Source organism: Klebsiella sp. PCX (assembly GCF_021869705.1).
GTDB classification, from domain to species: Bacteria; Pseudomonadota; Gammaproteobacteria; order Enterobacterales; family Enterobacteriaceae; genus Klebsiella; species Klebsiella quasipneumoniae.
In genome coordinates this window covers 267,020-293,791 of sequence record NZ_CP091527.1, presented here as the reverse complement: position 1 = coordinate 293,791, position 26,772 = coordinate 267,020, and the positions used below count along the sequence as shown (strand labels likewise).

General features: G+C 56.8%; 24 protein-coding genes and 1 riboswitch. Of the genes, 13 read left to right on the top strand and 11 right to left on the bottom strand.

The features are described from left to right. Positions 1-11: 11 nt before the first annotated feature. The 4 genes from ubiC to malK all read right to left on the bottom strand — a co-directional run bounded on the left by ubiC (position 12) and on the right by malK (position 4,225). Positions 12-509, bottom strand: coding sequence for a chorismate lyase (gene ubiC / locus GQR96_RS01360; RefSeq protein ID WP_017900123.1), 498 nt, complete (start codon positions 507-509; stop codon positions 12-14). 187 nt (positions 510-696) lie between these two features. Further along, complete coding sequence (malM, locus tag GQR96_RS01355) at positions 697-1,626, bottom strand: maltose operon protein MalM (RefSeq protein ID WP_004206287.1); 930 nt, start codon at positions 1,624-1,626, stop codon at positions 697-699. A gap of 114 nt (positions 1,627-1,740) precedes the next feature. Continuing rightward, entirely contained in the window at positions 1,741-3,030 is a 1,290-nt protein-coding gene (locus tag GQR96_RS01350) for a maltoporin (RefSeq protein WP_002884747.1), read from the bottom strand. A gap of 85 nt (positions 3,031-3,115) precedes the next feature. Next, the gene (gene malK, locus GQR96_RS01345; protein ID WP_002884743.1) at positions 3,116-4,225 is read right to left on the bottom strand and encodes a maltose/maltodextrin ABC transporter ATP-binding protein MalK; all 1,110 of its coding nucleotides are present in this window, start codon (positions 4,223-4,225) and stop codon (positions 3,116-3,118) included. A gap of 370 nt (positions 4,226-4,595) precedes the next feature. On the opposite strand from malK, the gene malE reads away from it, so the two are divergent. The 3 genes from malE (at position 4,596) to malG (ending at position 8,495) form a co-directional block, all read left to right on the top strand. Next, positions 4,596-5,786, top strand: coding sequence for a maltose/maltodextrin ABC transporter substrate-binding protein MalE (gene malE, locus GQR96_RS01340; RefSeq protein WP_004206285.1), 1,191 nt, complete (start codon positions 4,596-4,598; stop codon positions 5,784-5,786). A 117-nt stretch (positions 5,787-5,903) separates the two neighbouring features. Beyond that, complete coding sequence (gene malF, locus GQR96_RS01335; protein ID WP_017900124.1) at positions 5,904-7,448, top strand: maltose ABC transporter permease MalF; 1,545 nt, start codon at positions 5,904-5,906, stop codon at positions 7,446-7,448. Positions 7,449-7,604: 156 nt separating this feature from the next. After that, positions 7,605-8,495: a maltose ABC transporter permease MalG gene (malG, locus tag GQR96_RS01330; RefSeq protein WP_002884725.1), complete on the top strand. Its 891-nt coding sequence runs from the start codon at positions 7,605-7,607 to the stop codon at positions 8,493-8,495. A 191-nt stretch (positions 8,496-8,686) separates the two neighbouring features. Here malG and psiE read toward each other — a convergent pair whose 3' ends face one another. Continuing rightward, positions 8,687-9,097 (bottom strand): phosphate-starvation-inducible protein PsiE, encoded by a 411-nt coding sequence (psiE, locus tag GQR96_RS01325; protein ID WP_004206282.1) that lies wholly within the window; start codon positions 9,095-9,097, stop codon positions 8,687-8,689. 370 nt (positions 9,098-9,467) lie between these two features. On the opposite strand from psiE, the gene GQR96_RS01320 reads away from it, so the two are divergent. The 6 genes from GQR96_RS01320 (at position 9,468) to GQR96_RS01295 (ending at position 13,343) form a co-directional block, all read left to right on the top strand. Next, entirely contained in the window at positions 9,468-10,745 is a 1,278-nt protein-coding gene (locus GQR96_RS01320; RefSeq protein WP_004206279.1) for an L-cysteine desulfidase family protein, read from the top strand. A 62-nt stretch (positions 10,746-10,807) separates the two neighbouring features. After that, the gene (locus tag GQR96_RS01315; RefSeq protein ID WP_004206277.1) at positions 10,808-11,548 is read left to right on the top strand and encodes an AzlC family ABC transporter permease; all 741 of its coding nucleotides are present in this window, start codon (positions 10,808-10,810) and stop codon (positions 11,546-11,548) included. Beyond that, positions 11,541-11,861: an AzlD domain-containing protein gene (locus GQR96_RS01310; RefSeq protein WP_004206276.1), complete on the top strand. Its 321-nt coding sequence runs from the start codon at positions 11,541-11,543 to the stop codon at positions 11,859-11,861. The genes GQR96_RS01315 and GQR96_RS01310 overlap by 8 nt, the downstream gene beginning before the upstream one ends. A gap of 19 nt (positions 11,862-11,880) precedes the next feature. Next, positions 11,881-12,261 carry a Rid family detoxifying hydrolase gene (locus tag GQR96_RS01305; protein WP_065697390.1) on the top strand — a complete coding sequence of 127 codons (381 nt, stop codon included), beginning with the start codon at positions 11,881-11,883 and terminating at the stop codon, positions 12,259-12,261. Positions 12,262-12,369: 108 nt separating this feature from the next. Further along, positions 12,370-12,879: a GNAT family N-acetyltransferase gene (locus tag GQR96_RS01300; protein WP_065878223.1), complete on the top strand. Its 510-nt coding sequence runs from the start codon at positions 12,370-12,372 to the stop codon at positions 12,877-12,879. Positions 12,880-12,887: 8 nt separating this feature from the next. Further along, positions 12,888-13,343: an acyltransferase gene (locus GQR96_RS01295; RefSeq protein WP_049117086.1), complete on the top strand. Its 456-nt coding sequence runs from the start codon at positions 12,888-12,890 to the stop codon at positions 13,341-13,343. 47 nt (positions 13,344-13,390) lie between these two features. On the opposite strand, the gene pgi is transcribed toward GQR96_RS01295, so the two are convergent. Continuing rightward, entirely contained in the window at positions 13,391-15,040 is a 1,650-nt protein-coding gene (gene pgi, locus GQR96_RS01290) for a glucose-6-phosphate isomerase (protein WP_004206271.1), read from the bottom strand. Between the two features lie 348 nt (positions 15,041-15,388). Next, a riboswitch (Lysine riboswitch) is annotated at positions 15,389-15,624 on the top strand. Positions 15,625-15,803: 179 nt separating this feature from the next. On the opposite strand from pgi, the gene lysC reads away from it, so the two are divergent. Together lysC and panS are read left to right on the top strand one after the other, a co-directional pair. After that, a complete protein-coding gene (gene lysC / locus GQR96_RS01285; protein WP_017900129.1) occupies positions 15,804-17,153 on the top strand; it encodes a lysine-sensitive aspartokinase 3 in 1,350 nt (449 codons plus the stop codon). Between the two features lie 138 nt (positions 17,154-17,291). Next, complete coding sequence (gene panS, locus GQR96_RS01280) at positions 17,292-18,221, top strand: ketopantoate/pantoate/pantothenate transporter PanS (RefSeq protein ID WP_017900130.1); 930 nt, start codon at positions 17,292-17,294, stop codon at positions 18,219-18,221. Between the two features lie 36 nt (positions 18,222-18,257). Here panS and GQR96_RS01275 read toward each other — a convergent pair whose 3' ends face one another. Beyond that, positions 18,258-18,596, bottom strand: coding sequence for a helix-turn-helix domain-containing protein (locus GQR96_RS01275; RefSeq protein ID WP_004206819.1), 339 nt, complete (start codon positions 18,594-18,596; stop codon positions 18,258-18,260). Next, a complete protein-coding gene (locus GQR96_RS01270; protein WP_065904772.1) occupies positions 18,593-18,949 on the bottom strand; it encodes a type II toxin-antitoxin system RelE/ParE family toxin in 357 nt (118 codons plus the stop codon). Before GQR96_RS01270 ends, GQR96_RS01275 begins: the two co-directional genes overlap by 4 nt. 200 nt (positions 18,950-19,149) lie before the next feature. On the opposite strand from GQR96_RS01270, the gene GQR96_RS01265 reads away from it, so the two are divergent. Continuing rightward, positions 19,150-19,422: a YjbD family protein gene (locus GQR96_RS01265; RefSeq protein ID WP_004177859.1), complete on the top strand. Its 273-nt coding sequence runs from the start codon at positions 19,150-19,152 to the stop codon at positions 19,420-19,422. Here GQR96_RS01265 and rluF read toward each other — a convergent pair. Next, positions 19,419-20,294, bottom strand: coding sequence for a 23S rRNA pseudouridine(2604) synthase RluF (gene rluF / locus GQR96_RS01260; RefSeq protein ID WP_065904770.1), 876 nt, complete (start codon positions 20,292-20,294; stop codon positions 19,419-19,421). The genes GQR96_RS01265 and rluF overlap by 4 nt on opposite strands. A gap of 198 nt (positions 20,295-20,492) precedes the next feature. Here rluF and pepE point away from each other — a divergent pair, with 198 nt between their 5' ends. After that, a complete protein-coding gene (gene pepE, locus GQR96_RS01255; protein WP_004206823.1) occupies positions 20,493-21,182 on the top strand; it encodes a dipeptidase PepE in 690 nt (229 codons plus the stop codon). 112 nt (positions 21,183-21,294) lie between these two features. On the opposite strand, the gene GQR96_RS01250 is transcribed toward pepE, so the two are convergent. Together GQR96_RS01250 and metH are read right to left on the bottom strand one after the other, a co-directional pair. Next, positions 21,295-22,926, bottom strand: a complete 1,632-nt coding sequence (locus GQR96_RS01250; protein ID WP_004206824.1) for a Na/Pi cotransporter family protein — start codon at positions 22,924-22,926, stop codon at positions 21,295-21,297. A 129-nt stretch (positions 22,927-23,055) separates the two neighbouring features. After that, the gene (gene metH / locus GQR96_RS01245; RefSeq protein ID WP_017900133.1) at positions 23,056-26,739 is read right to left on the bottom strand and encodes a methionine synthase; all 3,684 of its coding nucleotides are present in this window, start codon (positions 26,737-26,739) and stop codon (positions 23,056-23,058) included. Positions 26,740-26,772 lie beyond the last annotated feature (33 nt).

Genomic DNA, 26,772 nt, shown 5'->3' with positions numbered 1-26,772 from the left:
TTTTCTTCCTCTTAGTACAACGGCGACGCAGGCAAAAACAGCTCGGTCAGCAGCAGGGGTTTGCCGCTCAGCCGCAGGCGGGAACGACGCCCCCACAGCGCTGCATCGCGACCAATTTCAATAAAATCGCGGGTTAACGTCGACGACGTGAACAGGTATCGCCCCAGCGGGGTCTGCCCGAGCTGCTGTAGCGCCAGCTCCGGCCCACACAACGTCGACTCCGGCACCACCGTGCGCCCGGCCAGCCAGGGCTCACCGTCGGCATTGAGTATAATCTCCCGCAGCCAGTAGCGCGGCTCGTCGGGCAACAGCGCCGCTTCGTCAGCCAGCGCCTCACGCCCGATATACCCTTCGTTAACCAGGGTGACGGTGACCTGCTTTCCTTGTTGCTCAAAACGCTGGGTCATTGAGTCCTCCAGCAGCAGCCAGTCACTCAGAGGCGGCGCCAGGGGCGGCATAACGGCAAAATAGCGCAGCGCACGCAGTCGCGTAAGCGCAGGATGGGACATGCCTGATTCTCCGGTACATAACGTGCAAGCATTGTATCGCAGAATAGGCGGTTGGTGGCGGGCAAACGTCAATATACGATCATTCACGCAACAGCCATGCAACAGACCGCCGCGCGTGCAAAAAAAGGTGCATCCCGGAGGATGCACCTAAAGGCTGTGCCTAAACATCAGCATTGTGGGGAGACGATTACCCCTTGCCTTTTACACTGCTGATAAAGGTGGAACGAGCGGATTTCGAGCCGAGGCGCTCAGCTTCGTTCATCAATTTCAGGGCTTTGTCGATGTCACCTTGTTTCACCGCCTGCTTAATACCGTTATTGAAGTAGGTTTCGGTATCGCTGAGCATCGGTTCGCTTTTAGCGGCCGGCGCCGTAGCGGCTGCGGCGGCTGGCGCGGCTACCGGCGCCGCGGTGTTACCGACGGTGACCGGGCCCGGGCCGGAGGAGCCGAACAGCGGCCCCACCAGCACGCTGGAGGTGCTGTTGGTTTTCACTTTCAGCTTCAGCACGCCATCGGTGGTATGTTTGGCGATGGGATCCGGAATGTCCGGCGCCGCATTGCCTGCGCCTTTGGCATAGGCTTTCGCCGGATCCAGCAGGGTGGTGGTCTGCTGGAGATCTTTTTCAGTGGTAAATACCAGCACATAGAGCTTCTGCTGGCCCAGCGCCGGGGTCAGGCGCATCACGCCGCCCAGGCGATCGGCAGTCATCACGCCCGGCTGCTGATAGGTGAAGTAGTTGCTGGGGAAGAACGCCGCTGGCGTCATGTTCTGGTCGAGAATCAGCACGTTCGGCGCAAAAATCTGCTTATGTTTGTTCAGCTCGCTGTCGAGGGTCAGGGTCAGCTCACCGATATTGGCCGGCACGCTCCAGGCGGCGACCGGTCCGACGATCCCCGGTACATCCAGGCGTTGACCGCCGGTGGTTAAATCTACGCTCTGCGTCTTCGATTGATCGGCAGGCGTCCAGATCAGCTGCTGCAGCGCACTGGCTGGAATAGACGGCGCGGCGCTGGTGTTCTGCGGTACAAAGTTAACATCGGCAAGGCTCATCCCCGGCACGCATGCCAACATCCCTGCGGATAAACACAGAGCGACGAGAGTTTTCTTCATTTTCATTCTTCTCACCTTGGATAGCATCGGTTTAGCGGTAGCCAGGCAATAGCGCGCTAACCCTGAATAGTCAGGAGGGGCCGATGCCCCTCCCAGGTTACACCCGTCCTGCGGACGGTATTACCACCACACTTCCATCTGGGCACCGAAGGTAACTTCGCTGTCGTCACCGCGGCTGGAGGTGAAAGCGCCGCTTCCGCTGCTGTCTTTTGTCTGCAGACCGGAGGTGTTGCTGTAGCCCCAGTTTTCATCCCACTTCGCGTAGGTTGCGAAGATACGGATAGCCGGACGAGACCAGACGCTGTTCCCTGCCTGCCATTGCTGAGCCAGAGTAATTTTGTACTGGTTGTTGTTTTCGCTGGTACGCTGGGATTTCACGTTGTCGTAACCGATTTCCAGCTGGGTGCTCATGATCGGCGTCCATTTGTACATCGGACGAACACCCACGGTGTACCAGGTGGAGCCGTTTTTGCTGTCCAGATCCACGTCCTGGTACATCGCAACGTACATCAGGCCCCAGTCATCGTTGAAGTCCATCGCGCCGTGATCCAGAACGCGGATCATGCTGCCGTTGTTATCGATGCTGGTCCCTTGAGAGTGGCCGCTGTTCCAGGAGGTCATTGCGTCAGTGGCGTACTGAACGACAAACTTGTTGAAGCCGCCCCAGATGGACTGAGTATGTTCACCGGTCCACATCCAGCCGTCTTTCGACGCGCCGTCTTCCAGACGGTAGTCATCCTGCGGGTTAGCACGGCCGTAATCGACGCCTAACTCCAGCACGCCGCCCGGGTTGGTTTCCAGGCCCGCCAGACGGATGTCAAAGACGTCGTTGGCAGTTTTCGCAGCATATTTTTTGGTGTCATCGCTGGAGAAAGTATAAGAGCCGCCGCTTTCTGAGTTACGGGTAGCGGCCAGAGAGAGCTTACCGAAGCCAAGGTCAACGTTTTCCAGACCTGCACCCGGGCCGGAGATATCCCAGTAGTAGAAGTCGATCATGTGAACGTCATGACGCTGATAGAAGCGTTTACCCGCCCACAGCGTGGAGCCCGGCAGCCAGTCGATCAGGTTTTTACCCTGGATGTTGGCTTCACGGAACGCCGGAGAGGTGCTTTCCCAGTCATCTTCCTGATTCACGGAATAGGCAACGTTAGTATCGAAATAAAAACTCTTATCCCCTTCCTTCCACAGCTCCTGGCCCAGCTTCAGTTCCGCATAGGTTTCACATTCGTTACCAAGACGATATTTACTTTGAGCGCCGGTCGCTTTGAAGCACTGTTGCTCGCCGCCGCTGCCGGTCCAGCCAATGCCGGAACGCGCGTAGCCATGGAAATCGACAGCCAGCGCCTGAGCAGACATAACGCCTGCCGCGACGGCGACCGCCAGTGGAAGTTTGCGCAGAGTAATCATCATTCTATCTCCTGAGATCATTGCTTTTCTTTGCACGCTTCGCCGGTGTACCGCCAGCCGGGTTCGCGCCTTTTTTTAATGGGAAGCCTTACACGCCCGGCTCTTTATGCAGCCGACGACAAGCGGTGCCATCCTCACGGAATAAATGGCAACGTTCTGGCGGCAAACCGATGGCGAATGTGGCTCCCTCTTCTACCAACACCACGTCGTTCTGGCGGTAAACCAGGTTCTGACGGATGGCGGGGATCTGGATATGAATTTGCGTTTCGTGACCTAACTGCTCGACGACCTGAACCTCACCTTCGAGGGTCACATCGGCGATATCGCTGGGCAGTAAATGCTCCGGGCGGATACCTAAGGACATGTTGGCGCCCGCCTGAACGTTGGCGCTGTCCACCGGCAGCCAGATTTGCTGACGGTTCGGCAGTTCAACCTGCACCTGATCGATAGCCGTCGCGGTGACTTTAACCGGCAGGAAGTTCATCTTCGGTGAACCGATAAAGCCGGCGACGAAGCGGTCAGCCGGATAGTGATAGAGTTCCAGCGGTTTCCCGACCTGCGCCACCCGGCCAGCGTCGAGGACCACGATCTTGTCCGCGAGGGTCATCGCTTCCACCTGATCGTGGGTGACATAGATCATGGTGCGGCCCAGTCGCTTATGCAGACGGGAGATTTCAATACGCATCTGGACGCGCAGGGCGGCATCGAGGTTGGAAAGCGGCTCATCCAGCAGGAAGACGCTCGGCTCAGCCACCAGGGTACGACCAATCGCCACGCGCTGGCGCTGACCGCCGGAGAGGGCTTTCGGTTTACGCTCCAGCAGATGGGCCAGCTGCAGCACTTCCGCAACCTGGGTCACCCGCTGGTTAATCAGATCTTTTTTCGCGCCGGCCAGCTTCAGGCCAAACGACATATTTTCCGCAACGGAAAGGTGGGGATAGAGCGCATAAGACTGGAATACCATCCCAACGCCGCGTTCTGCCGGTGGGATCTCGTTCATGCGGGTGTCCCCGATAAACAGGTCCCCGCTGGTAATAGTTTCTAACCCGGCAATCATACGCAGCAGGGTAGATTTGCCGCAGCCCGATGGCCCGACAAACACGACGAATTCCCCTTCGTGGATATCGAGATTGATATCTTTCGATACCACCACGTCACCCCAGGCTTTCGTTACATTTCGCAGCTGTACGCTCGCCATGCCCTTCTCCCTTCGTTACAACCTGTCACTAACAGTCACATTCAAGATGGGTCGACTATGCGGCATTCATTAGCCGGGCAAATCCTCCACCCCCCGGCTTTTTTATGGGGGAGGAGATGGGAGGATGAGAGATTGGCTCTCGCCGCGGGGGATGGCGGGCGGCGCGTGATTTCGTGATGGAGGCGACAAAATTGGGCGCTTTTTTCTGTGCTCCAGGACGCAATACGGCCGTTTTTGCAATGGAGATCACACAACCAGCGGGTGGGGCGTAGACCTGGGGAGGATGGAAAGGGGTTGTTAAAAAAGGAAACTCATCATCGTTAAGCCACCGAAGTGTATCCACGAGTACAACACCAAAAAGGACGGGTATATGAAAATCAAAACTGGCGCTCGCATCCTCGCGCTGTCGGCACTGACCACGATGATGTTTTCCGCCTCTGCCCTCGCGAAAATTGAAGAAGGTAAGCTGGTTATCTGGATTAACGGCGACAAAGGCTACAACGGCCTCGCTGAAGTGGGTAAAAAGTTTGAAAAAGACACCGGCATTAAAGTTTCCGTAGAACACCCGGACAAGCTGGAAGAGAAATTCCCGCAGGTTGCGGCGACCGGCGACGGCCCGGACATCATCTTCTGGGCGCATGACCGTTTCGGCGGCTACGCGCAGTCCGGCCTGCTGGCGGAAATCACCCCGGACAAAGCGTTCCAGGACAAACTCTATCCGTTCACCTGGGATGCCGTTCGCTATAACGGCAAACTGATCGCCTACCCGATCGCGGTGGAAGCGCTGTCCCTGATTTACAACAAAGACCTGGTGCCGAACCCGCCGAAGACCTGGGAAGAGATCCCGGCGCTGGATAAAGAACTGAAAGCGAAAGGTAAGAGCGCGCTGATGTTCAACCTGCAGGAACCGTACTTCACCTGGCCGCTGATCGCTGCCGACGGCGGATACGCGTTCAAGTTTGAAAACGGCAAGTACGATGTGAAAGACGTCGGCGTGGACAGCGCAGGCGCGAAAGCGGGCCTGACCTTCCTGGTTGACCTGATCAAGAACAAGCACATGAATGCCGATACCGATTACTCCATCGCGGAAGCGGCCTTCAACAAAGGTGAAACCGCGATGACCATCAACGGTCCGTGGGCGTGGTCTAACATCGATAAGAGCAAGGTTAACTACGGCGTGACCCTGCTGCCGACCTTTAAAGGCAAACCATCGAAACCGTTCGTTGGCGTGCTGAGCGCGGGGATCAACGCCGCCAGCCCGAATAAAGAGCTGGCGAAAGAGTTCCTCGAAAACTACCTGATGACCGATCAGGGTCTGGAATCGGTTAACAACGACAAACCGCTGGGTGCCGTGGCGCTGAAATCCTTCCAGGAAAAACTGGAAAAAGATCCGCGCATCGCCGCCACCATGGCGAACGCCCAGAAAGGCGAAATCATGCCTAACATCCCACAGATGTCTGCCTTCTGGTATGCCGTTCGTACCGCGGTTATCAACGCCGCCAGCGGTCGTCAGACTGTCGATGCTGCGCTGAAGGATGCCCAGAGCCGTATCACCAAGTAAGAAAACGGCGGGTGGCGCTTGCGCTTACCCGCCCTACCACTACGGCTCGGACCGTAGGTCAGGTAAGCGAAGCGCCACCTGACAAATAAGCTTTCACCGCTGTAGAGGATGATCCCCATGGATGCCGTTAAAAAGAAACACTGGTGGCAAAGTCCGCAACTCACATGGTCTGTGATTGGCTTACTGTGCCTGCTGGTGGGTTACCTTGTTGTTTTGATGTACGCCCAGGGGGAGTACCTGTTCGCCATCATGACGCTGATTTTAAGCTCAGTTGGCCTGTATATTTTCGCTAACCGCAAGGCTTATGCCTGGCGCTATGTCTATCCCGGCCTCGCCGGCATGGGCCTGTTTGTCCTGTTTCCGCTGATCTGTACTATCGCTATCGCGTTCACCAACTACAGCAGCACCAACCAGCTGACCTTTGAGCGCGCGCAGCAGGTGCTGATGGATCGCTCCTTCCAGGCCGGCAAAGCCTATAACTTCACGCTGATCCCGGCAGGCGACGAGTGGAAGCTGGCCCTGACCGACGGTGAGAGCGGTAAAAACTACCTTTCCGACGCCTTTAAATTCGGCGGCGAGCAGAAGCTGGCGTTAAAAGAAACCGACGCCCTGCCGGAAGGCGAGCGCGCCAACCTGCGCGTCATTACCCAGAACCGCACCGCGCTGAACCAGCTGACCGCCGTGCTGCCTGACGACAGCAAAGTGATCATGAGCTCGCTGCGCCAGTTCTCCGGCACCCAACCGCTGTATACGCTTGGCGAAAACGGCGTGCTGACCAACAATCAAACCCACGTCAAATACCGCCCGAACAACGACGTTGGTTTCTACCAGGCCATCAACGCCGACGGTAGCTGGGGCACAGAAAAGCTGAGCCCGGGCTACACCGTGACTATCGGCTGGGACAACTTTACCCGCGTCTTCCACGATGAAGGCATCCAGAAACCGTTCTTCGCGATCTTCGTCTGGACGGTGGTGTTCTCGGTGCTGACCGTGGTGCTGACCGTCGCGGTGGGGATGATCCTTGCCTGCCTGGTGCAGTGGGAAGCACTGAAAGGCAAAGCGATTTACCGCGTCCTGCTGATTCTGCCGTATGCCGTACCGTCATTTATTTCGATTCTGATTTTCAAAGGTCTGTTCAACCAGAGCTTTGGTGAAATCAACATGATGCTCAGCACGCTGTTCGGCATTAAGCCGGCGTGGTTTAGCGACCCGACCACCGCGCGCACCATGATCATCATCGTCAACACCTGGCTGGGCTACCCGTACATGATGATCCTGTGCATGGGGCTGCTGAAGGCGATTCCGGACGATCTGTACGAAGCGTCGGCAATGGATGGCGCCGGCCCGTTCCAGAACTTCTTTAAAATTACCTTCCCGCTGCTGATTAAGCCGCTGACGCCGCTGATGATCGCCAGCTTCGCCTTTAACTTTAACAACTTCGTCCTGATTCAACTGTTGACCAACGGTGGTCCGGACCGTCTCGGCACCACCACCCCGGCCGGTTATACCGACCTGCTGGTGAGCTACACCTACCGTATCGCCTTTGAAGGCGGCGGCGGTCAGGACTTCGGCCTGGCGGCGGCTATCGCAACGCTTATCTTCCTGCTGGTTGGCGCGTTAGCGATTGTGAACCTGAAAGCCACACGCATGAAGTTTGATTAATTGGAATAACCAGGCGTTATTGGCGCGGGCAGTTTGGACTCGGCCAGCGCGGAAGAACCGGAGCGTACACGTAGTACGTGAGGATTCTGAGCACTGCCCGAGTTCAAAATGGCAAGCAAAATAGCCTGGTGCGAAGTCAAGGGGAGTAAAATTACAATGGCTATGGTCCAACCCAAATCGCAGAAGCTACGTTTATTTACCACGCATCTCCTGCTACTGATTTTTATCGCCGCGATTATGTTTCCGCTGCTGATGGTTATCGCCATCTCGCTGCGCGAGGGTAACTTCGCCACCGGCAGCCTGATCCCGGATACCATCTCCTGGGAGCACTGGCGTCTGGCGTTAGGCTTCAGCGTCGAACACGCGGATGGCCGCGTCACGCCGCCGCCGTTCCCGGTCCTGCTGTGGCTGTGGAACTCGATTAAGGTCGCCGGGATCACCGCGATCGGTATCGTCGCCCTCTCCACCACCTGCGCCTACGCTTTTGCCCGTATGCGCTTCCCGGGGAAAGCGACCCTGCTGAAAGGGATGTTGATTTTCCAGATGTTCCCGGCGGTGCTGTCGCTGGTGGCGCTGTACGCGTTGTTTGACCGCCTGGGCCAGTACATCCCGTTCGTCGGCCTCAACACCCACGGCGGCGTGATCTTTGCCTACATGGGCGGTATCGCCCTGCACGTCTGGACCATCAAAGGCTACTTCGAAACCATCGATGGCTCGCTGGAAGAAGCGGCTGCGCTGGATGGCGCGACCCCATGGCAGGCGTTCCGCCTCGTACTGCTGCCGCTGTCGGTGCCGATTCTGGCGGTGGTCTTTATTCTGTCGTTCATCGCGGCTATCACCGAAGTGCCGGTCGCCTCGCTGCTGCTGCGCGATGTGAACAGCTATACCCTGGCGGTAGGTATGCAACAGTATCTCAACCCGCAGAACTATCTGTGGGGCGACTTTGCCGCCGCGGCGGTACTCTCCGCCATCCCGATTACGGTCGTGTTCCTGCTGGCGCAGCGCTGGCTGGTGAACGGCCTGACGGCGGGCGGGGTGAAAGGTTAAGTTTTTTGTAACACCGGCCCCAAATTTCAGAGGAGGGCCGACGGTCTAGCCGCAATACACGACCCCAACCGGGTATTGTCGCCGTCGCCCTCAGCTGAAAAAGTAAGGCCAATGCCACTGCTATCCTCAACTGGACCCTACATAAATTCTATTTGTGACTGTTGGTCAGCGGCCCTGGAGGCCGCTTTTTTTTATTCGCGTTTCAGGCGATTAGAGTTACACAGCCAGAGCGTAATCACCAGGATCAGGATCGCGGCGGAATAAATAAGTACCGCCATCGGCGACTCATGGTCGATGATGATCAGACGCACAATCGCGGTGATGCCGATATAGACAAAATAGCGCAGCGGGAAATGGAACCCCGACTGAAAATACTTGACGATCAGCGCGATAAACTCGAAGTAGAGAAAGTAGACCACCAAACCTTCCACCAGCCGGTACTTACTGGTCGGCTCCGGGGTAAAGAGGACATCGGCCAGATGCAGCGTCTCTTTACCGAGGAAGACGATCAGGATAATCCCCAGGCACAGCAGCCCAAGATTCAAAACCGTTTGCATCGCAGTGGCGATAAAATTCACCAGTGGGCGATAAACCGACGACATATTCACACCTCATAATCAGTCCTTGTTGCGTCCGGTATAGCGCAAAAGTGTGATCCAGATCTACAGTTACCCCTCACCGCGTGGGCTTTAAATTTTTGCGCCCTCAGGGCAGGATTTCGGCAAAAGAGAAAAATGCTCTCCTTAACGGCGTGTGATCGACATAACTGATTCCCATGATTTGCATAAAAATTTGCTTATACAACCATTGTTAATCAATAGCTTAATTTACATACAAGACTGCATGTTTAGATATAGCTAAAAATAAAATTTTTCTCCAGACCTTAATAAATAAAGGGTTATTTGAGAAAGTTTTTTTCTGCCGATTCCCTTAGCATATTTCCTCATCATCTTACGTCCAGGAATCATAATAATGTCTGACCAAACATCCTCTCTTTTTATTCGCTGGCTACAGCGAGAAGTCGCACCAGCATTAGGTTGCACTGAACCCGTTGCTATTTCATTTACCACCGCTTACGCCGCGAAACATTTAGCGATACCCTGCGAAAAAATTAGCGGTTTTATTTCTGCCAACCTGTATAAAAACGCCACGGGCGTCACGATTCCCGGCACGACAGTGAATGGCGTCGCGCTGGCCGCCGCCATCGGCGCCTTTGGCGGCGATGCCGATAAGGGATTACAGACCCTGGCAGGCATTACTTCACAGCATGTGGAACAGGCACAAGCGCTGGTGGACGCCGGCCACGTTAATATTGACGTCCAGGACACGCCTGACTTTATTCATCTCGATCTCACCCTCAGCGCCGGTGACCAGACCTGTCGCGTCGTGGTAAAAGGCACGCATACCAATGTGGTCGAGTTATATATTAATGGCGAACAGCAGCCATTACACGCCGGGGAAAATAGCGCCACAGCGCAGGCCGAACTGCCAACTTTCTCTCTCCAGGAAGCGTATGACTTTATTATCTCCACCCCGGTTGAGAATATTACGTTTATTCTGGAAGCCGCCCGCCTCAATAGCGCACTGGCTGCAGAAGGAAAATCGAAAAAGTATGGGTTGAATATTAACGGAACATTCTCTGAAGCCGTTAAAAATGGTTTGTTAAGCAATGACTTAATGAGTGAGGTCATTATCAACACCGTCGCGGCTTCCGATGCGCGTATGGGCGGCGCCCCGGTGGTGGCTATGTCGAACTTCGGCTCTGGCAACCAGGGGATCGCGGCGACCATGCCGGTGGTAACCGTCGCCGAGCATCTGAATGCCGATGAAGAGACGCTCGCTCGCGCGCTAGCGCTCTCACATCTGACGGCCATTTCCATCCATTCGCGCTATACCCGCCTGTCCGCACTGTGCGCGGCCTCCACCGCCGCCATGGGCGCCGCCGCCGGTATGGCATGGCTGTTTACCCGCAATATCGAAACCATCAACACCGCCATCATCAATATGATTAGCGATGTTACCGGCATGATTTGTGATGGCGCCTCCAACAGCTGCGCGATGAAGGTGTCCTCGGTGGTTTCCAGCGCCTTTAAATCTGTATTGATGGCGATGCAAAACCGCTGCGCCAGCGCCAACGACGGCATTGTCTGCGCCGACGTCGAACAGTCGATTAATAACCTGTGCCGCCTCGTGATTAAGCCTATGGCGCAAACTGATAAAGAGATCATTCGCATTATGGTCAGCAAATAAGACCAGCCCTTTTGTACCCTACGCAATAATGATTTATTGCCTGCACCAACAGGTATTTTACGATGAATAAAAAAGTCATATTACGCGGCGCCAGCGCCATTATGCCCCTGTGCATCGGGGACTTTCCTTTCTCGTTCATTGTTGGCGCGTTAAGCGTCAGCGCCGGAATGAGCGTCTGGCAAAGTACCGCGTGGTCGGCGATTGTGATTGCCGGCTCGGCGCAGATGCTGGCACTGAATATGTTAAAAACCGGCGCCACGCTCGGCGTGATTATTTTCACCACATTAATTATTAATCTTCGCCACGTGCTGTATAGCGCCTCTATTTCCGGTACCGTGCGCGAAGCCTCATTCTTTAAAAAATGCTTTATGTCCTATGCGCTCACCGACGAGGTGTATGCCACCACCGTTAAAGAGATGGAAGGAAATAAAAAGGAAAAATATCTGTTTTATGGCTCGGCGATGATCACCTTCTGGGCGATTTGGGTGCTGGCCGATTTTCTTGGCGCGCTGGTCGGCGCCTCGTTTCCCCACATTGAAAAATACGGTCTCGATTTCGCCATGGTCGCCGCCTTTATCGCCATCGTGGTGCCGCAAATTAAAAGCCAGGCCTGCACCGTCGCCGCGGTAGTGGCCGCCGTTTCCGGCGTGCTGTTAGTGGTCCTGCCCTACTCGCTGGGTATCGTCGTCGCCTCCGTGCTCGGCGTCCTCGCCGGCCTGTGCGTCGACCTGGCGGAAGAGCGCAAGCAGAGGGCAACAACCGAATCCGATATGCCGTTAGTGGAGGCGCTGGAAAATGAGTAATAGCTACTTTATCGCCCTGACGCTGGGCATGGCCGCGGTCACTTTTCTTATTCGTTTCTCGTTTATCGGCCTGGCCGGCAAGATCCAGATGTCTGAGCGGGTGACCAAAACATTGCGCTTCGTGCCGGTCACCGTCCTGCCGGCCATCATCACCATTCAGATCCTGAGCGTGAATTCCAGCATGGAGTTCGACTTAAAAAATCCGAAGGTGATCGCCGCCATTATCTGTACGCTCGCCAGCTTCCGTTTAGGTCTGGTGTGGGTGGTGGTCAGCGGCGTCGGCTCACTGGTGCTGTTGAATTATTTTCTGTAACTGTTTGAAGGGTAACCACATGATTATTACTACCGCTGACGCACCCGCCGCGATCGGTCCGTACGTTCAGGGCGTCAATCTCGGCGCGATGACCATCACCTCCGGCCAGCTGCCCATTAATCCGCAGGACGGCACCATGCCCGACAACATTGCCGAACAGGCGCGCCAGTCGCTGGAGAACGTGAAAGCCATCGTCGAAGCCGCCGGCCTCAGCGTTGGTCAGATCGTCAAAACCACGGTGTTTGTGAAAGACCTGGCGGATTTTGCCGCCATCAATGCCGCCTACGAGGCCTTCTTTACCGAACATCAGGCGGCCTTTCCGGCGCGCTCCTGCGTGGAAGTGGCCAGGTTACCGAAAGACGCTGGCGTCGAAATCGAAGCGATCGCTTTCGCCCGTTAACCCCCCGGCTGGAGGAAGAACCTCCAGCCCCTTCCCCACCGATTTTTGTCGTTCCACGTTGTTCATATTACAGGCACTATAGTCACTGAATGACCCGAGGAACGCAGCATGTTGACTATCCGAAAGGCATTACCCGACGACGCGCCACAACTGAGCGCGATGGGTTATGCCAGTTACCAGCACCACTTCGCCCATCTCTGGCGCAATGTCGATGAAATGGCGTTATTTCTTAAGCAAGAATATGCCGAAGATGCGCTACGTCGGAGTCTGACCGATGCCAACCATCATTGGCTCATCGCCGAAGCCGCTTCCCCCGTTGGTTTCGCTAAATATAGCTATCAACAGCGAATGGCTGACGACGGCACGACGGGTACGCTGCTGCATAAGCTCTACCTGATGCCGGGGGAGACTGGCCACCGCTACGGCGAGCAGATTTTTCACGCCGTCGAGACGCGAGCAAAAACGGCCGGTGAACGCTGGCTGTGGCTGGAAGTACTCTCCGCGAATCCCGCCGCGCGCCGTTTTTACGAACGCCAGGGGATGCAGCACATCAGAGACGCAACTTTTCATTCCGCCAGCCAGCAAAGCACCTTACATATTCTGGCCAAACCGCTATGAGAGGAACTATGCCTGAGCTTCGTGACACCGGCGTACGTAACGTCGTTTGTGGTGAAAATGTCGTTATTTACCAGCCCGCCAACCTGTACGACTGCACGCTGGGTGATAACGTCTTCGTAGGGCCATTCGTTGAGATCCAGGGGAATACCTGCATCGGCGCGGAGAGTAAAATCCAGTCCCATACCTTTATCTGCGAATACGTCACCATTGGCCGGCGCTGTTTTATCGGTCACGGGGTGATGTTCGCCAACGATCTGTTTCGCGACGGCAAACCAAACGCCGACCGCGCCAGCTGGGGGCGGATTGAGATTGGCGATGACGTGTCGATCGGTAGCGGCGCCACGATTCTGGCCGTCAGTATCTGCGACGGCGTGGTGATTGGCGCGGGCAGCGTGGTGACGAGGTCCATCACCGAGAAAGGCGTGTGGGCGGGGAATCCAGCCCGCCTGCTGCGACGGCTGTAAAAAAATGCCGACCATAAGGTCGGCATTCCGTCTTAGCTGCGCAAGCGTTATGCGCGCCAGGCTTTATAACGGTTAATCAGACCGTTAGTGGAGCTGTCGTGGCTGCTGACTTCGCTGCCGTCTTTCAGCTCCGGCAGGATGCGGTTAGCCAGCTGTTTGCCCAGCTCAACGCCCCACTGGTCGAAAGTGAAGATGTTGAGGATCGCACCCTGGGTGAAGATTTTGTGCTCGTACAGAGCAATCAGCGCCCCGAGGCTGAACGGGGTGATCTCACGCAGCAGGATGGAGTTAGTCGGGCGGTTGCCTTCGAACACTTTGAACGGCACCACGTGCTCCAGGGTCGCCGGATCTTTACCCTGATCGCGATATTCCTGCTCCACCACCTCACGGGATTTACCGAAGGCCAGGGCCTCGGTCTGTGCGAAGAAGTTGGACAGCAGCTTCGGATGATGATCGGAGAGCGGGTTGTGGGTGATAGCCGGGGCGATGAAATCGCACGGTACCATTTTGGTGCCCTGATGGATCAGCTGGTAGAACGCGTGCTGACCGTTGGTGCCCGGCTCGCCCCAGATGATCGGACCCGTCTGGTAGTCCACGGCGTGGCCATTACGGTCAACATACTTACCATTGGACTCCATGTTGCCCTGCTGGAAGTAGGCGGCAAAACGGTGCATGTACTGGTCGTACGGCAGAATCGCTTCGGTTTCTGCCCCGAAGAAGTTGTTGTACCAGATACCGATCAGCGCCAGCAGTACCGGCAGGTTTTTCTCCGCCGGGGTGGTGGAGAAGTGTTTATCCATCGCATGCGCGCCGGACAGCAGCTCAACGAAGTTGTCGAAGCCCACGGAGAGAATGATGGACAGGCCAATCGCCGACCACAGGGAGTAACGGCCGCCAACCCAGTCCCAGAATTCGAACATGTTGGCGGTGTCGATGCCGAACTCGCCAACCGCTTTCGCGTTGGTGGAGAGCGCCGCGAAGTGTTTAGCCACGTGCTTGTCGTCGCCCGCGGTCGCCAGGAACCAGTCGCGCGCGCTGTGGGCGTTGGTCATGGTCTCCTGGGTGGTGAAGGTTTTGGACGCGACCAGGAACAGGGTGGTTTCCGGATTGACGCTCTTCAGCACTTCGGCAATGTGGGTGCCATCGACGTTGGAGACAAAGTGCATGTTGAGGTGGTTTTTATACGGACGCAGCGCTTCGGTGACCATGAACGGACCGAGGTCGGAGCCGCCGATACCAATGTTGACCACATCGGTGATCGGTTTGCCGGTGTAGCCTTTCCAGCTACCGGAGATAATCGCTTCAGAGAAGGTTTTCATCTTCTCCAGCACAGCGTTCACTTCCGGCATCACATCTTTGCCATCAACCACAATCGGCGTGTTGCTGCGGTTGCGCAGCGCGACGTGGAGTACCGCGCGATCTTCGGTGCGGTTGATCTTTTCACCGGAGAACATCGACTTGATGGCGCCCGCCAGGTCGGTCTCTTTCGCCAGATCCTGCAGTTTAGCCAGCGTCTCTTCGGTGATGCGGTTTTTGGAGAAGTCCACCAGCATCAGATCGTCAAACGTCGCGGAAAACTTAGAAAAACGGTCGCTATCTTTGGCGAACAGCTCGCTGATAGTGACATCTTTCATTTCGTCGAAGTGTTTCTGTAATGCCTGCCAGGCAGAGGTCTGCGTTGGGTTGATGTTTTTCATTAGCAATACTCTTCTGATTTGAGATTGTGACTTCGGTCGATTGTAGCGCCGGTGACGGAAAATTGTGATGATTTTTGTGACTTGTCCCTGACGCCGGTCAGGAATCGGGTCAAAACGGAGTAAAAAGCCCCATTAGTATAGCTATCATAAGGCTTTTTTCTGTTAGCCGCAGGGGCATGAAAAATCCGCATAACCGCAGCGTTGACATAGCTGGCGTTAAGCCTTTATATATCCGCAGTGCTTACGTATTGTAAGTATCTATTGCTCGCGCATTTCACGCTACAGCGAAAGGGTATTCGCGGGGGATATAATGTCCTTATTCCCCCGGCCAGGTGAAAGACGTCGGTAATTGCCAGAAGAGGTGCGTTGCCCAGGTAACCGTATTGGAGGAACCAGTCCGGCGAAAATACGTGAGGGGGAGCAACGCCGAGGTGAAAGAGCGTCTGGTTACGCTCCTCACCGGCCACAGGGGCTGAATCCCCTGGGTTGTCACCAGAAACGTTCGCAGTCGGGCGTTTCATACCCGAACACTTCAGCGCCCAGAGCGGTGAGTCGGGTCTACAAGGTGGAGCACTTCTGGGTGACATCGTAGTTGTTTATCATTCTGCGCCACCCTGTTTATCGCTCTTCCCTTGTGCCATGGCTGAATAATTTGGCCTGGCTTATTAAGACATTTTGTTGCGATCCGGCGGCATCCAGCCCCTGCCAGGATCGGTGTTCAGGAATCGTTTTAATAAGTCAGGCCCCCTGACACGAGGTTGTTATGACAGATTTAGTCGTCGCCAAATTTGGCGGCACCAGCGTTGCTGATTTTGACGCGATGAACCGCAGCATTGATGTGGCGCTGCTTGATGCCAATACCCGTATTGTTGTGCTCTCCGCCTCTGCCGGCGTGACCAACATTCTGGTGGCCTTAGCGGAAGGGCTGGAACCCACCGAACGTTTTTCCCAGCTGGACGCTCTGCGCCAGATCCAGTTCAATATTCTGGAGCGTTTGCGCTATCCCAACGTGATCCGCGAAGAGATTGAGCGCCTGCTGGAAAATATCACCACGCTGGCGGAAGCCGCCGCGCTCGCCTCCTCTAGCGCGCTGACTGACGAACTGGTCAGCCATGGCGAACTGATGTCCACCCTGCTGTTTGTGGAGATTCTGCGTGAACGCGGAATTCAGGCGCAATGGTTTGACGCCCGTAAAGTGCTGCGCACTAACGATCGCTTTGGCCGCGCCGAACCGGATATCGCCGCTGTCGCCGAACTGACCCAGCAGCAGCTGACGCCGCGTCTCGCGGAAGGCCTGGTGGTGACGCAGGGCTTTATCGGCAGCGAAGCGAAGGGCCGCACCACCACCCTCGGCCGCGGCGGCAGCGATTATACCGCCGCTCTGCTCGGCGAAGCGCTGAATGCCACCCGCGTCGATATCTGGACCGATGTGCCCGGGATCTATACGACCGACCCGCGCGTCGCACCAGCGGCGAAACGCATCGACGTCATCGCCTTTGAAGAGGCGGCGGAAATGGCCACCTTCGGCGCTAAAGTGCTGCACCCGGCGACCCTGCTGCCTGCCGTGCGCAGCGATATCCCGGTATTTGTCGGATCCAGTAAAGAACCTAAAGCGGGCGGTACGCTGGTGTGTAAAACCACCGAGAACCCGCCGCTGTTCCGCGCGCTGGCGCTGCGTCGCCGCCAGACGCTGCTGACGCTACACAGCCTGAATATGCTGCACTCCCGCGGCTTCCTCGCCGAAGTGTTCGGTATTCTGGCGCGCCATAACATCTCCGTCGATTTGATCACCACCTCCGAAGTGAGCGTGGCCCTGACCATGGACACCACTGGCTCAACCTCTGCGGGCGATACCCTGCTGACCCAGGCGCTGCTGACCGAGCTCTCCTCGCTGTGTCGCGTGGAAGTGGAAGAAGACCTGGCGCTGGTTGCCCTGATCGGCAACGAGCTGTCGAAAGCCTGCGGCGTCGGCAAAGAGGTGTTTGGCGTCCTTGATCCGTTTAACATCCGCATGATCTGCTATGGCGCATCCAGCCACAACCTCTGCTTCCTGGTCCCTGGCGCCGATGCGGAGAAGGTGGTGCAGACGTTGCATCATAATTTGTTTGAATAAAATTCCTTAGCACGATAAACAATACCTATAGCCGGGCTCGAACCCGGCTTTTTTATAACAACATCAACACAACCAGCTGACCAGCTCGCCGCCCTACCGGTTCGGCGCGGCCGGTTTGCGTATCGCAAGGAACACAACATGCTCGCAACTCTGACGCGGCTGTTCCCGTTATGGGCACTGCTGCTCTCCGTTCTGGCCTATTACACCCCCACCACTTTCACCCCGATCGGCCCGTGGGTTACCACCCTGCTGATGCTGATTATGTTCGGTATGGGGGTACATCTAAAGCTGGCGGATTTCAAACGCGTCCTGTCGCGTCCGGCGCCGGTCGCTGCAGGGATATTTCTGCACTATCTGGTGATGCCGCTCGCCGCCTGGCTGCTGGCGCTGCTGTTTCATATGCCGCCGGAGCTCTCCGCCGGGATGGTGCTGGTGGGCAGCGTCGCCAGCGGGACGGCCTCCAACGTGATGATCTTTCTGGCCAAAGGGGATGTGGCGCTGTCAGTGACTATCTCCTCGGTCTCCACCCTGGTCGGCGTCATCGCGACGCCGCTGCTGACCCGTCTGTACGTCGACGCGCACATTCAGGTCGACGTCATGGGGATGTTGCTGAGCATTCTGCAGATTGTGGTCATTCCCATCGCCCTGGGGCTGATTGTCCATCATCTGCTGCCGAAGGTGGTGAAAGCGGTGGAACCGTTCCTCCCCGCTTTCTCGATGGTGTGCATTCTGGCGATCATCAGCGCGGTGGTGGCGGGTTCCGCGGCCCATATCGCGTCCGTTGGCCTGGTGGTGATTATCGCGGTGATCCTGCATAACACCATTGGCCTGCTCGGCGGCTACTGGGGCGGACGTCTGTTTGGTTTTGATGAATCCACCTGCCGTACGCTGGCGATCGAGGTAGGGATGCAGAACTCCGGCCTGGCGGCCGCGCTGGGTAAAATTTACTTCGGCCCGCTGGCGGCGCTGCCGGGAGCCCTGTTCTCCGTCTGGCATAACCTGTCCGGTTCGCTGCTGGCCGGATACTGGTCAGGGAAGCCCATCGCCAAAAAAGCCAGCAAGCGCTGAGCGTGACACGTCCGGGCGCAGGCCCGGGCGTGTGCGTTATCCAATCTGCAAACGTACTGGTTTACCTAACTTCATTAACATCATGACTAACGCATCCAGGGTAAACTTACTGGTTTTCTGATTGACCACATCTGAAATGCGTGGGCGCGAAATGCTCAACTTCGCGGCAGCATCGGCCTGCTTCAATTGATGTTCATCTATCCACTCAGCGATTTCCTGCATTAACTGTCGTTTAAGCGCCATCAACTGCTCAACTTCTTTTTCCGCTTGTCCGCGAAGCTGCTCTGCGTCAGCATCATCAAAGCCCAGTTCACTGAATATATTGCTCTCTTCAGAGGTCACATGACGGATACCATCCACACTCTTACGATTCATTTATGACTCCTGTGTTCCTGCTGTATAACCCGCAAACGGCTTCTGACAATCTTTTTTTCGTGTTCGGCGGTCCGGCGCGTCTTTTTGTTAAAACAGTGCAGGACATATATCGCCTCTGCAAAACGGGCCAGATAAATTACCCGATATGCACCGGAAAAGTGGCGCAGGCGGATTTCTTCAACCCCCCGCCCCAGTTGAGGCATTGCTTTCCAGTCCGCAGCCTCTAAACCTGACTGTAAACGATAAAGCTGGAATCCAGCATCTCTGCGGACGTCCTCAGGAAACTGGCGCAGATCGTCAAAGGAAGAGCCCATCCAGACGATACGCCTTAATCTTGGTTGCTGATTGAGCATACCACATCCTTGTATAAAATTTTATACACCACTCGCCCGATATTTATCGTCGATAACAGGTTGATCGTGCCGTTACCCTAAGCCAGTTCACCTCACGGGTCACGAACGAGGGAAATATTCTGCGAGGCGCTTTCCGGATGCGTTCTATTTTGCGCTGATTACCGTACACTGGGTGCTCTGGTCTGACTGAGGGCACCACCATGGCACTCCCCCGAATTACACAAAAAGAGATGACCGAGCGCGAACAGCGCGAATTGAAAACGCTGCTTGACCGCGCGCGCATTGCGCACGGCCGCCCGCTGAGCAATGCGGAAACGAACAGCGTGAAAAAAGAATATATCGATAAGCTGATGGCCCAGCGTGAAGCGGAAGCGAAGAAAGCCCGCCAGGTGAAAAAACAGCAGGCTTATAAGACGGATAAGGAAGCAACCTTTTCCTGGTCGGCGAATACGCCGACCCGCGGCAGGCGTTAGCGCCCTTTCTTTTTACGTCCCGGCTGGGTGAAACGTTTGCCGTTGCCAGCCGGGCGGCCTTTATCGTTGCTATTTTCCATCTTCATCACCGGGCGCTTGATCCCGGGGGTCGCCGCTTTGGCCTTCGGCTTCGCTTTCGGCTTCGCTTCGGAAGAGGAGTTTTCAATCAGCTTGAACAGGTCGATCAGCTCGTCATCGGTCAGATCGCGCCACTCACCCAACGGGATCCCCGTCAGGCTGACGTTCATAATCCGCGTACGCTCAAGCTTCGTCACTTCATAGCCAAAGTGCTCGCACATGCGACGGATCTGGCGATTCAGCCCCTGCACCAGAGTGATGCGGAAAACGAACGGCGCTTCTTTCTTTACCTTACATTTTTTGGTCACGGTCCCGAGAATCGGTACCCCCGCGCCCATGCCGCGAATGAACTCATCGGTCACCGGCTTATCGACCGTAACCAGATACTCTTTTTCATGGTCGTTGCCGGCGCGCAGGATCTTATTCACCAGGTCGCCGTGATTGGTGAGGAAGATCAGCCCCTGGGAGTCTTTATCCAGACGGCCGATAGGGAAGATACGCTTGCTGTGGTTGACGAAATCGACAATGTTGTCGCGCTCGCCGTCTTCCGTGGTGCTCACAATGCCGACCGGCTTATTCAGCGCAATCAGCACCAGATCATCCGCTTCGCGCGGCTCAATCAACCGTCCGTTAACTTTGACCAGGTCGCCAGGCTTCACCTGATCGCCAATCGTGGCGCGCTTGCCATTGATAAAGACGTTGCCTTGTTCAATAAAGCGGTCCGCTTCGCGACGCGAGCAGATGCCGCTTTCACTGATGTATTTGTTTAATCGGGTTGATGAGTCGGGCAGCATAGATTCTCCTGTAAAAGCGAAATATACCCTACCTTGTGGGCGAGAAAAAACCTGGATTGTGTGATTCATTATCCAGAAGCTTCGTCGGGCTTGTGAACAGCATTCCGCTTACCCACATCATGCGCCATATCAGAGCGCCGGTATGGGGGCGATGCTAGAATTTCTGCTTCAATAATATTTTTAAAACAGGAAGAAAAGATGGAACTGCTGTTACTCAGTAACTCCACGCTGCCGGGGAAAGCCTGGCTGGAACACGCCCTGCCGCTGATTGCCGGTCAGGTCAAAGGCCGCCGTAAGGCGGTATTCATCCCCTTCGCTGGCGTGACGCAATCCTGGGATGATTACACGGCCAAAGTGGCTGCGGTTATGGCGCCCATGGCGGTCAGCGTAACCGGTATCCACAGCGTCGACGACCCTATCGCCGCCATTGAAAGCACCGAGATGGTGATCGTCGGCGGCGGGAACACCTTCCAGCTGTTGAAAGCGTGCCGCAGTCGCGGTCTGTTGGCGCCGATTGTCGATGTCGTCAAACGCGGGGCGCTGTATATCGGCTGGAGCGCAGGTTCAAACCTCGCCTGCCCGACCATTCGCACCACCAACGATATGCCGATTGTCGATCCGCAGGGATTTGATGCGCTGGGGCTGTTCCCGCTACAGATTAACCCGCACTTCACCAACGCGTTGCCGACCGGGCATCAGGGCGAAACCCGCGAACAGCGTATCCGCGAACTGCTGGTCGTGGCGCCGGAATTAACGGTGATTGGTTTGCCGGAAGGAAACTGGATCCAGGTCACCGATGGTCACGCGACGCTCGGTGGCCCGAACCCGACGCTGTTGTTCAAAGCGGGGGAAGAAGCGATAACCCTGCCTGCGGGCCACCGCTTCTGAGCCTGGGTGACTAACGTTTCCCGGATAGCGGCGCATTGCGCCTTATCCGGGCTGCTTCAACGGGACGTCCAAACGCAAAACCCCGGTTAGCACAGCGCCGCCGGGGAATGGCTCAGTAGTCATCCCGTTCGTCGTCTTCATCCGGTTGCTCCATCACGCTGTAAGCCACTGAACAGAACAGGCTGTTCAGGCGCTTCATATCCCCCAGCAGCGCCAGATGCAACGTACTGGTTTCGATACTCTGCACGTTCTGCTGATGCAGGCGGTCAACGTGCGCATGCGAGTAGCGGCGGTTAAGAATGCGGAACCGGTGTTTGCTGCGCCGCAGGCGACGGGCGCTCGGCACATCGCTGGAGAAGAAGACCGACATCGCCAACTGCAGATTGCTGAGCAGCAGATCGTACAGGGCGTCCAGCTCCTTTAACCCTTCCACCGAGAAGGCGCGACGCGCCGCCAGCGATTTATCGGCGATCTCGCTGCCCATCCGCTCGACGATATCGGAGGCCTGCTCGAGGTTTAACGACATCTCAATAATTTCCGCCCAGCGCCGGGACTCTTCTTCCGCCAGCTCATCCTTTGGCATTCGCGCCAGATAGAGCTTAATGGCGGTGTAGAGGACGTTGATATCGTCCGCCATGCGGCGCAGTTCTTTCTCCTGACGCGGTTCGCCATGCATCACCTTATGCAGGCTCTCCAGCATTTGCTCCATCGCGTCGCCAATGCGCAGCGTCTCGCGCGCGGCGTTGGCTAGCGCCAGCGCCGGGGTGTCCAGCGCCGACGGGTCAAGATGCTTGGGTTTGAGATGGTTATCCAGCTCGGGTTCATCGCGGATCATGCGCTGGCACAGCTTCGCCATCGGTCCGGCAAAAGGCACCATCGCGATGCAGCGCAGCAGGTTGTAAAAAACGTGGAAGTAGATAACCAGCTCGGACTCGGCCAACGGCAGCTTGTGCATCGCCGCGGCCAGCGGATGGACGAACGGCAGAATGATCAGGCTCCCCACCAGCTTAAACAGCAGGCTGCCCAGCGCCACCCGGCGCGCCGCCGCGTTCGCCGCGCTGTTGTTGAGCATCGCCAACAGCCCCGATCCCAGGTTGGCGCCAATCACCAGGCACAGCGCCACCGGGAAAGAGATCGCTCCCGCCGCGGTCAGCGTCGCGGTCAGCAGCACCGCCGCCAGGCTGGAGTAGCTAATGATCGCGAATACAGCGCCAATCAAGGCATCCAGCATGATATCCCCGGTCAGCGAGGCAAAAATCACCTGCACGCCGTTGGCCTGGGTAATGGGGTGGACGGCCTGCACAATCAGCTCCAGGGCCAACAGGATCAGCCCAAGGCCGATCCCCACTCGCCCCAGCTGCCCGGCGCGGGTCTGCTTGCGGCCGAGGAAGAAAATCACCCCGATAAATATCAACAACGGCGACAGCCACGACAGGTCGAAGGTCAGTACCCTCGCCATCAGCGCCGTCCCGACGTCGGCGCCCAGCACCATCACCAGCGCCGGCGTGAGGCCCACTAAATCCTGGGCGACAAACGAGGTCACCAGCATGGTGGTGGCATTGCTGCTTTGTACCAGCGCAGTCACGCCAAGACCCGCGCAGAAGGCGAGCGGCTTTTTCTCTACGCTGCTACTGAGAACGGTACGTAGGCGAGCGCCATAGACGCGCATCACCCCGGTACGCACGATATGCGTGCCCCACACCAGCAGAGCGACCGCGGACAACAGGTGTAGCAGAGTTAACACGGAATCAGCTTCTCCTTATCGTTATAGGTGTTCCGACGTTCTGGAACCTATCTCAGTATAAGGGGTTAACCTCAATAAAGAGACAAGGCGCTCACAGAGCGCCTTGTTAGTTGTAAGGAAAGATGACGACTAGTCCGCATCATAACCCAGATTAGGGGCTAACCAGCGCTCGACTTCCGCCGGGGTCATCCCTTTACGCCGCGCGTAGTCTTCGACCTGGTCGCGCTGGATCTGCGCCACGGCGAAGTACTTGCTGTCCGGATGGCTGAAATACCAGCCGGAAACCGATGCCCCCGGCCACATGGCGAACGATTCGGTAAGCTTCATGCCGGTATGGGCTTCGACGTCCAGCAACTGCCAGATGGTGCCTTTTTCAGTGTGCTCCGGACAGGCCGGATACCCCGGCGCCGGACGGATCCCTTGGTAATTCTCGCGAATAAGTTCCTCATTGCTGAGGTTCTCATTGGCCGCATACCCCCAGTAGACCTTGCGCACTTTCTCGTGCAGATACTCGGCGAAGGCTTCCGCCAGACGATCGGCGATGGCCTTGATCATGATCTTGTTATAGTCGTCATGCTGCGCTTCATAGGCCTCCGCCAGCGCGTCCTCTTCCAGGCCGCCGGTGACGGCGAAGGCGCCAATGTAGTCCGCTTTGCCGCTCAGCTTCGGCGCCACAAAGTCGGCGAGGCAGTAGTTGGCGAAGCCGACCTTCTCCGTCTGCTGGCGCAGGTGATGGCTCACCGTCAGCACGTGGGTGCGGGTTTCATCGCGATAGATTTCAATATCGTCGCCCACCCGGTTGGCCGGGAACAGGCCCACCACGCCGCGCGGGTTGAGGGTTTTCTCTGCGCTCAGTTTATCCAGCAGCTCGTTAGCGTCTTTGAACAGGCGCTGCGCCTCTTCCCCTACCACTTCATCTTCCAGAATGCGCGGATATTTACCCGCCAGCGACCAGGTCATAAAGAACGGCGTCCAGTCGATGTAATTGCGTAGCGTCTCGATACTGGCTTCCACCTCCTGAATCCCCAGGCGATGGGCCACCGGCGGCGTATAGCTCTCCCAGTCAAAGGCCAGATCGTTTTCCCGTGCGGCCGCCAGGGTCACCGGCGGGGTGCGCGGTTTTTTACGTCCATGCTGGATACGCACGGTTTCATACTCTTTGCGCGTGCGGGCGACAAACTCATCGCGCTGCGTATCCGAGAGCAGCGCAGCCACCACCCCGACGGTGCGCGAGGCGTTCTGTACGTAAACGGTCGGGCCGCTGTAGTTCTGCTCGATTTTCACCGCCGTATGCGCTTTCGAGGTGGTCGCGCCGCCAATAAGCAGCGGGATGGTAAAGCCCTGACGCTCCATCTCTTTCGCCACGTTAACCATCTCGTCGAGCGACGGGGTAATCAGCCCGGAAAGGCCGATGAGATCCGCGTTCACCTCTTTGGCGGTTTTGAGAATTTTATCCGCCGGGACCATCACGCCAAGATCGATGATTTCGTAGTTATTGCACTGCAGCACCACGCCGACGATGTTTTTGCCGATGTCATGAACGTCGCCTTTTACGGTGGCAATCACCATTTTGCCGTTACTGGAGCCCTGTTCTTTACTGGCTTCGATAAACGGCTCAAGGTAGGCCACCGCCTGTTTCATGACGCGAGCGGATTTCACCACCTGCGGCAGGAACATTTTGCCTTCGCCGAACAGATCGCCGACCACGTTCATGCCGTCCATCAGCGGCCCTTCGATCACCTCAATCGGGCGGGCAGCCTGCTGACGCGCTTCTTCGGTGTCCTGTTCGATAAATTCGGTAATTCCCTTCACCAGCGAATATTCGAGGCGTTTTTTCACCTCCCAGCTGCGCCACTCCGCCTGCTGGGCATTGGCGCCGTCGTCAACTTTACTGCCGCGATATTTTTCCGCCAGTTCGAGCAATCTTTCGGTGCTGTCATCGCGGCGGTTGAGGATCACGTCCTCCACCGCGTCGCGCAGCTCGCCCGGCAGGTCATCATAGATGGCCAGCTGACCGGCATTGACGATCCCCATATCCATGCCGTTGCGGATCGCATAGTAGAGGAATACGGCGTGGATCGCCTCACGAACCGGGTCATTGCCGCGGAAAGAGAAGGAGACGTTGGAGACCCCGCCGGAGATCAGCGCATGCGGCAGCTCGCGTTTGATGTCTTCGCAGGCGCCGATAAAGTCCTGGGCATAGTTATTGTGTTCTTCGATACCGGTCGCCACCGCGAAGATATTCGGGTCAAAGATAATATCTTCTGGCGGGAAGCCGACCTCTTCGGTGAGGATTTTGTAGGCGCGACGGCAAATCTCAATTTTACGTTCGCGGGTATCAGCCTGGCCCACTTCGTCAAAGGCCATCACCACTACCGCAGCGCCGTAGCGGCGAACCAGTTTCGCATGGTGGATAAAGGGTTCGACGCCCTCTTTCATCGAAATCGAGTTAACGATGCCTTTGCCCTGAATGCATTTCAGGCCTTTCTCAATAACTTCCCACTTGGAGGAGTCGATCATGATCGGCACGCGGGCAATGTCCGGCTCGCCGGCAATCAGGTTGAGGAAGCGCACCATCGCCGCTTCTGCGTCGAGCATCCCCTCGTCCATGTTGATATCGATAATCTGCGCGCCGCTTTCCACCTGCTGACGCGCGACGTCCAGCGCTTCGCTGTACTTCTCTTCTTTGATTAAGCGTTTAAATTTCGCCGAGCCGGTAACGTTGGTACGTTCGCCGACGTTAACGAACAGGCTGTCATCGCCGATATTGAGCGGCTCAAGGCCGGCGAGGCGGCAGGCCACCGCGATTTCCGGCAGCTGGCGCGGCGGCAGGCCCGCTACCGCCCGGCTCATGGCGGCGATATGCTCCGGGGTCGTACCGCAGCAGCCGCCGACGATATTAAGGAAACCGGCTTCCGCCCATTCGCGGATCTGCGCCGCCATGGTATCGGCATCCAGATCGTATTCGCCGAAGGCGTTGGGCAGGCCGGCGTTCGGGTGCGCGGTGACGTAGCATTCAGCGATGCGCGACAGCTCCTGGACGTACTGGCGCAGTTCGTCCGGCCCGAGGGCGCAGTTCAGACCAAACGATAAGGCTTCGGCGTGGCGCAACGAGTTATAGAAAGCTTCGGTGGTCTGCCCGGAAAGCGTGCGGCCGGAGGCATCGGTAATGGTGCCGGAGATCATCAGCGGCAGGTCAACGCCCAGCGCCTCCAGCTCCTCTTTTACCGCATAGATGGCCGCTTTGGCATTCAGGGTATCAAATACCGTTTCAATCAGGATCAGATCCACGCCACCTTCCACCAGCGCCCGGGTGGATTCGCGATAGGCGGCCACCAGCTGGTCAAAGGTAATATTACGGAACGCCGGATCGTTCACATCAGGCGAAATAGAGGCGGTGCGGTTAGTTGGGCCAAGCACGCCGGCGACGTAGCGCGGTTTTTCCGGCGTGCGGGCCGTCCAGGCGTCGGCGCTGGCGCGGGCCAGCTTCGCCGCCGCAAAGTTGATCTCTGCCGACAGGGATTCCATCTGGTAATCCGCCATCGCGATGGTTGTCGAGTTAAAGGTGTTGGTCTCAATGATATCCGCGCCGGCCTCGAAGTAGGCGTCGTGGATCTCGCGGATCACCTCGGGCTTGCTGAGCACCAGCAGGTCGTTGTTGCCTTTCAGGTCGCACGGCCAGTCAGCAAAGCGCTCACCGCGAAAGTCCTGCTCACTCAGACGATAGCCCTGGATCATGGTGCCCATGCCCCCATCCAGAACCAGAATACGTTCTTTTAACTGCTGATGCAGTTGCTCAACTTTGCTGCTCACACTTGCTCCCGACAACGCTCAACTCAGGCCAAA

What these genes read in the sequence shown, in the direction of transcription:
- GQR96_RS01315 (WP_004206277.1), top strand. Translation starts at nt 10,808, where the DNA reads ATGAATAAAAAAGTCATATTACGCGGCGCCAGCGCCATTATGCCCCTG.
- GQR96_RS01300 (WP_065878223.1), top strand. Translation starts at nt 12,370, where the DNA reads ATGTTGACTATCCGAAAGGCATTACCCGACGACGCGCCACAACTGAGC.
- panS (WP_017900130.1), top strand. Translation starts at nt 17,292, where the DNA reads ATGCTCGCAACTCTGACGCGGCTGTTCCCGTTATGGGCACTGCTGCTC.
- malK (WP_002884743.1), bottom strand. Translation starts at nt 4,225, where the DNA reads ATGGCGAGCGTACAGCTGCGAAATGTAACGAAAGCCTGGGGTGACGTG.
- malE (WP_004206285.1), top strand. Translation starts at nt 4,596, where the DNA reads ATGAAAATCAAAACTGGCGCTCGCATCCTCGCGCTGTCGGCACTGACC.
- rluF (WP_065904770.1), bottom strand. Translation starts at nt 20,294, where the DNA reads ATGCTGCCCGACTCATCAACCCGATTAAACAAATACATCAGTGAAAGC.
- malM (WP_004206287.1), bottom strand. Translation starts at nt 1,626, where the DNA reads ATGAAAATGAAGAAAACTCTCGTCGCTCTGTGTTTATCCGCAGGGATG.
- pepE (WP_004206823.1), top strand. Translation starts at nt 20,493, where the DNA reads ATGGAACTGCTGTTACTCAGTAACTCCACGCTGCCGGGGAAAGCCTGG.
- GQR96_RS01270 (WP_065904772.1), bottom strand. Translation starts at nt 18,949, where the DNA reads ATGCTCAATCAGCAACCAAGATTAAGGCGTATCGTCTGGATGGGCTCT.
- pgi (WP_004206271.1), bottom strand. Translation starts at nt 15,040, where the DNA reads ATGAAAAACATCAACCCAACGCAGACCTCTGCCTGGCAGGCATTACAG.
- GQR96_RS01320 (WP_004206279.1), top strand. Translation starts at nt 9,468, where the DNA reads ATGTCTGACCAAACATCCTCTCTTTTTATTCGCTGGCTACAGCGAGAA.
- GQR96_RS01350 (WP_002884747.1), bottom strand. Translation starts at nt 3,030, where the DNA reads ATGATGATTACTCTGCGCAAACTTCCACTGGCGGTCGCCGTCGCGGCA.
- malG (WP_002884725.1), top strand. Translation starts at nt 7,605, where the DNA reads ATGGCTATGGTCCAACCCAAATCGCAGAAGCTACGTTTATTTACCACG.
- GQR96_RS01310 (WP_004206276.1), top strand. Translation starts at nt 11,541, where the DNA reads ATGAGTAATAGCTACTTTATCGCCCTGACGCTGGGCATGGCCGCGGTC.
- GQR96_RS01275 (WP_004206819.1), bottom strand. Translation starts at nt 18,596, where the DNA reads ATGAATCGTAAGAGTGTGGATGGTATCCGTCATGTGACCTCTGAAGAG.
- GQR96_RS01305 (WP_065697390.1), top strand. Translation starts at nt 11,881, where the DNA reads ATGATTATTACTACCGCTGACGCACCCGCCGCGATCGGTCCGTACGTT.
- psiE (WP_004206282.1), bottom strand. Translation starts at nt 9,097, where the DNA reads ATGTCGTCGGTTTATCGCCCACTGGTGAATTTTATCGCCACTGCGATG.
- GQR96_RS01265 (WP_004177859.1), top strand. Translation starts at nt 19,150, where the DNA reads ATGGCACTCCCCCGAATTACACAAAAAGAGATGACCGAGCGCGAACAG.
- GQR96_RS01295 (WP_049117086.1), top strand. Translation starts at nt 12,888, where the DNA reads ATGCCTGAGCTTCGTGACACCGGCGTACGTAACGTCGTTTGTGGTGAA.
- ubiC (WP_017900123.1), bottom strand. Translation starts at nt 509, where the DNA reads ATGTCCCATCCTGCGCTTACGCGACTGCGTGCGCTGCGCTATTTTGCC.
- malF (WP_017900124.1), top strand. Translation starts at nt 5,904, where the DNA reads ATGGATGCCGTTAAAAAGAAACACTGGTGGCAAAGTCCGCAACTCACA.
- lysC (WP_017900129.1), top strand. Translation starts at nt 15,804, where the DNA reads ATGACAGATTTAGTCGTCGCCAAATTTGGCGGCACCAGCGTTGCTGAT.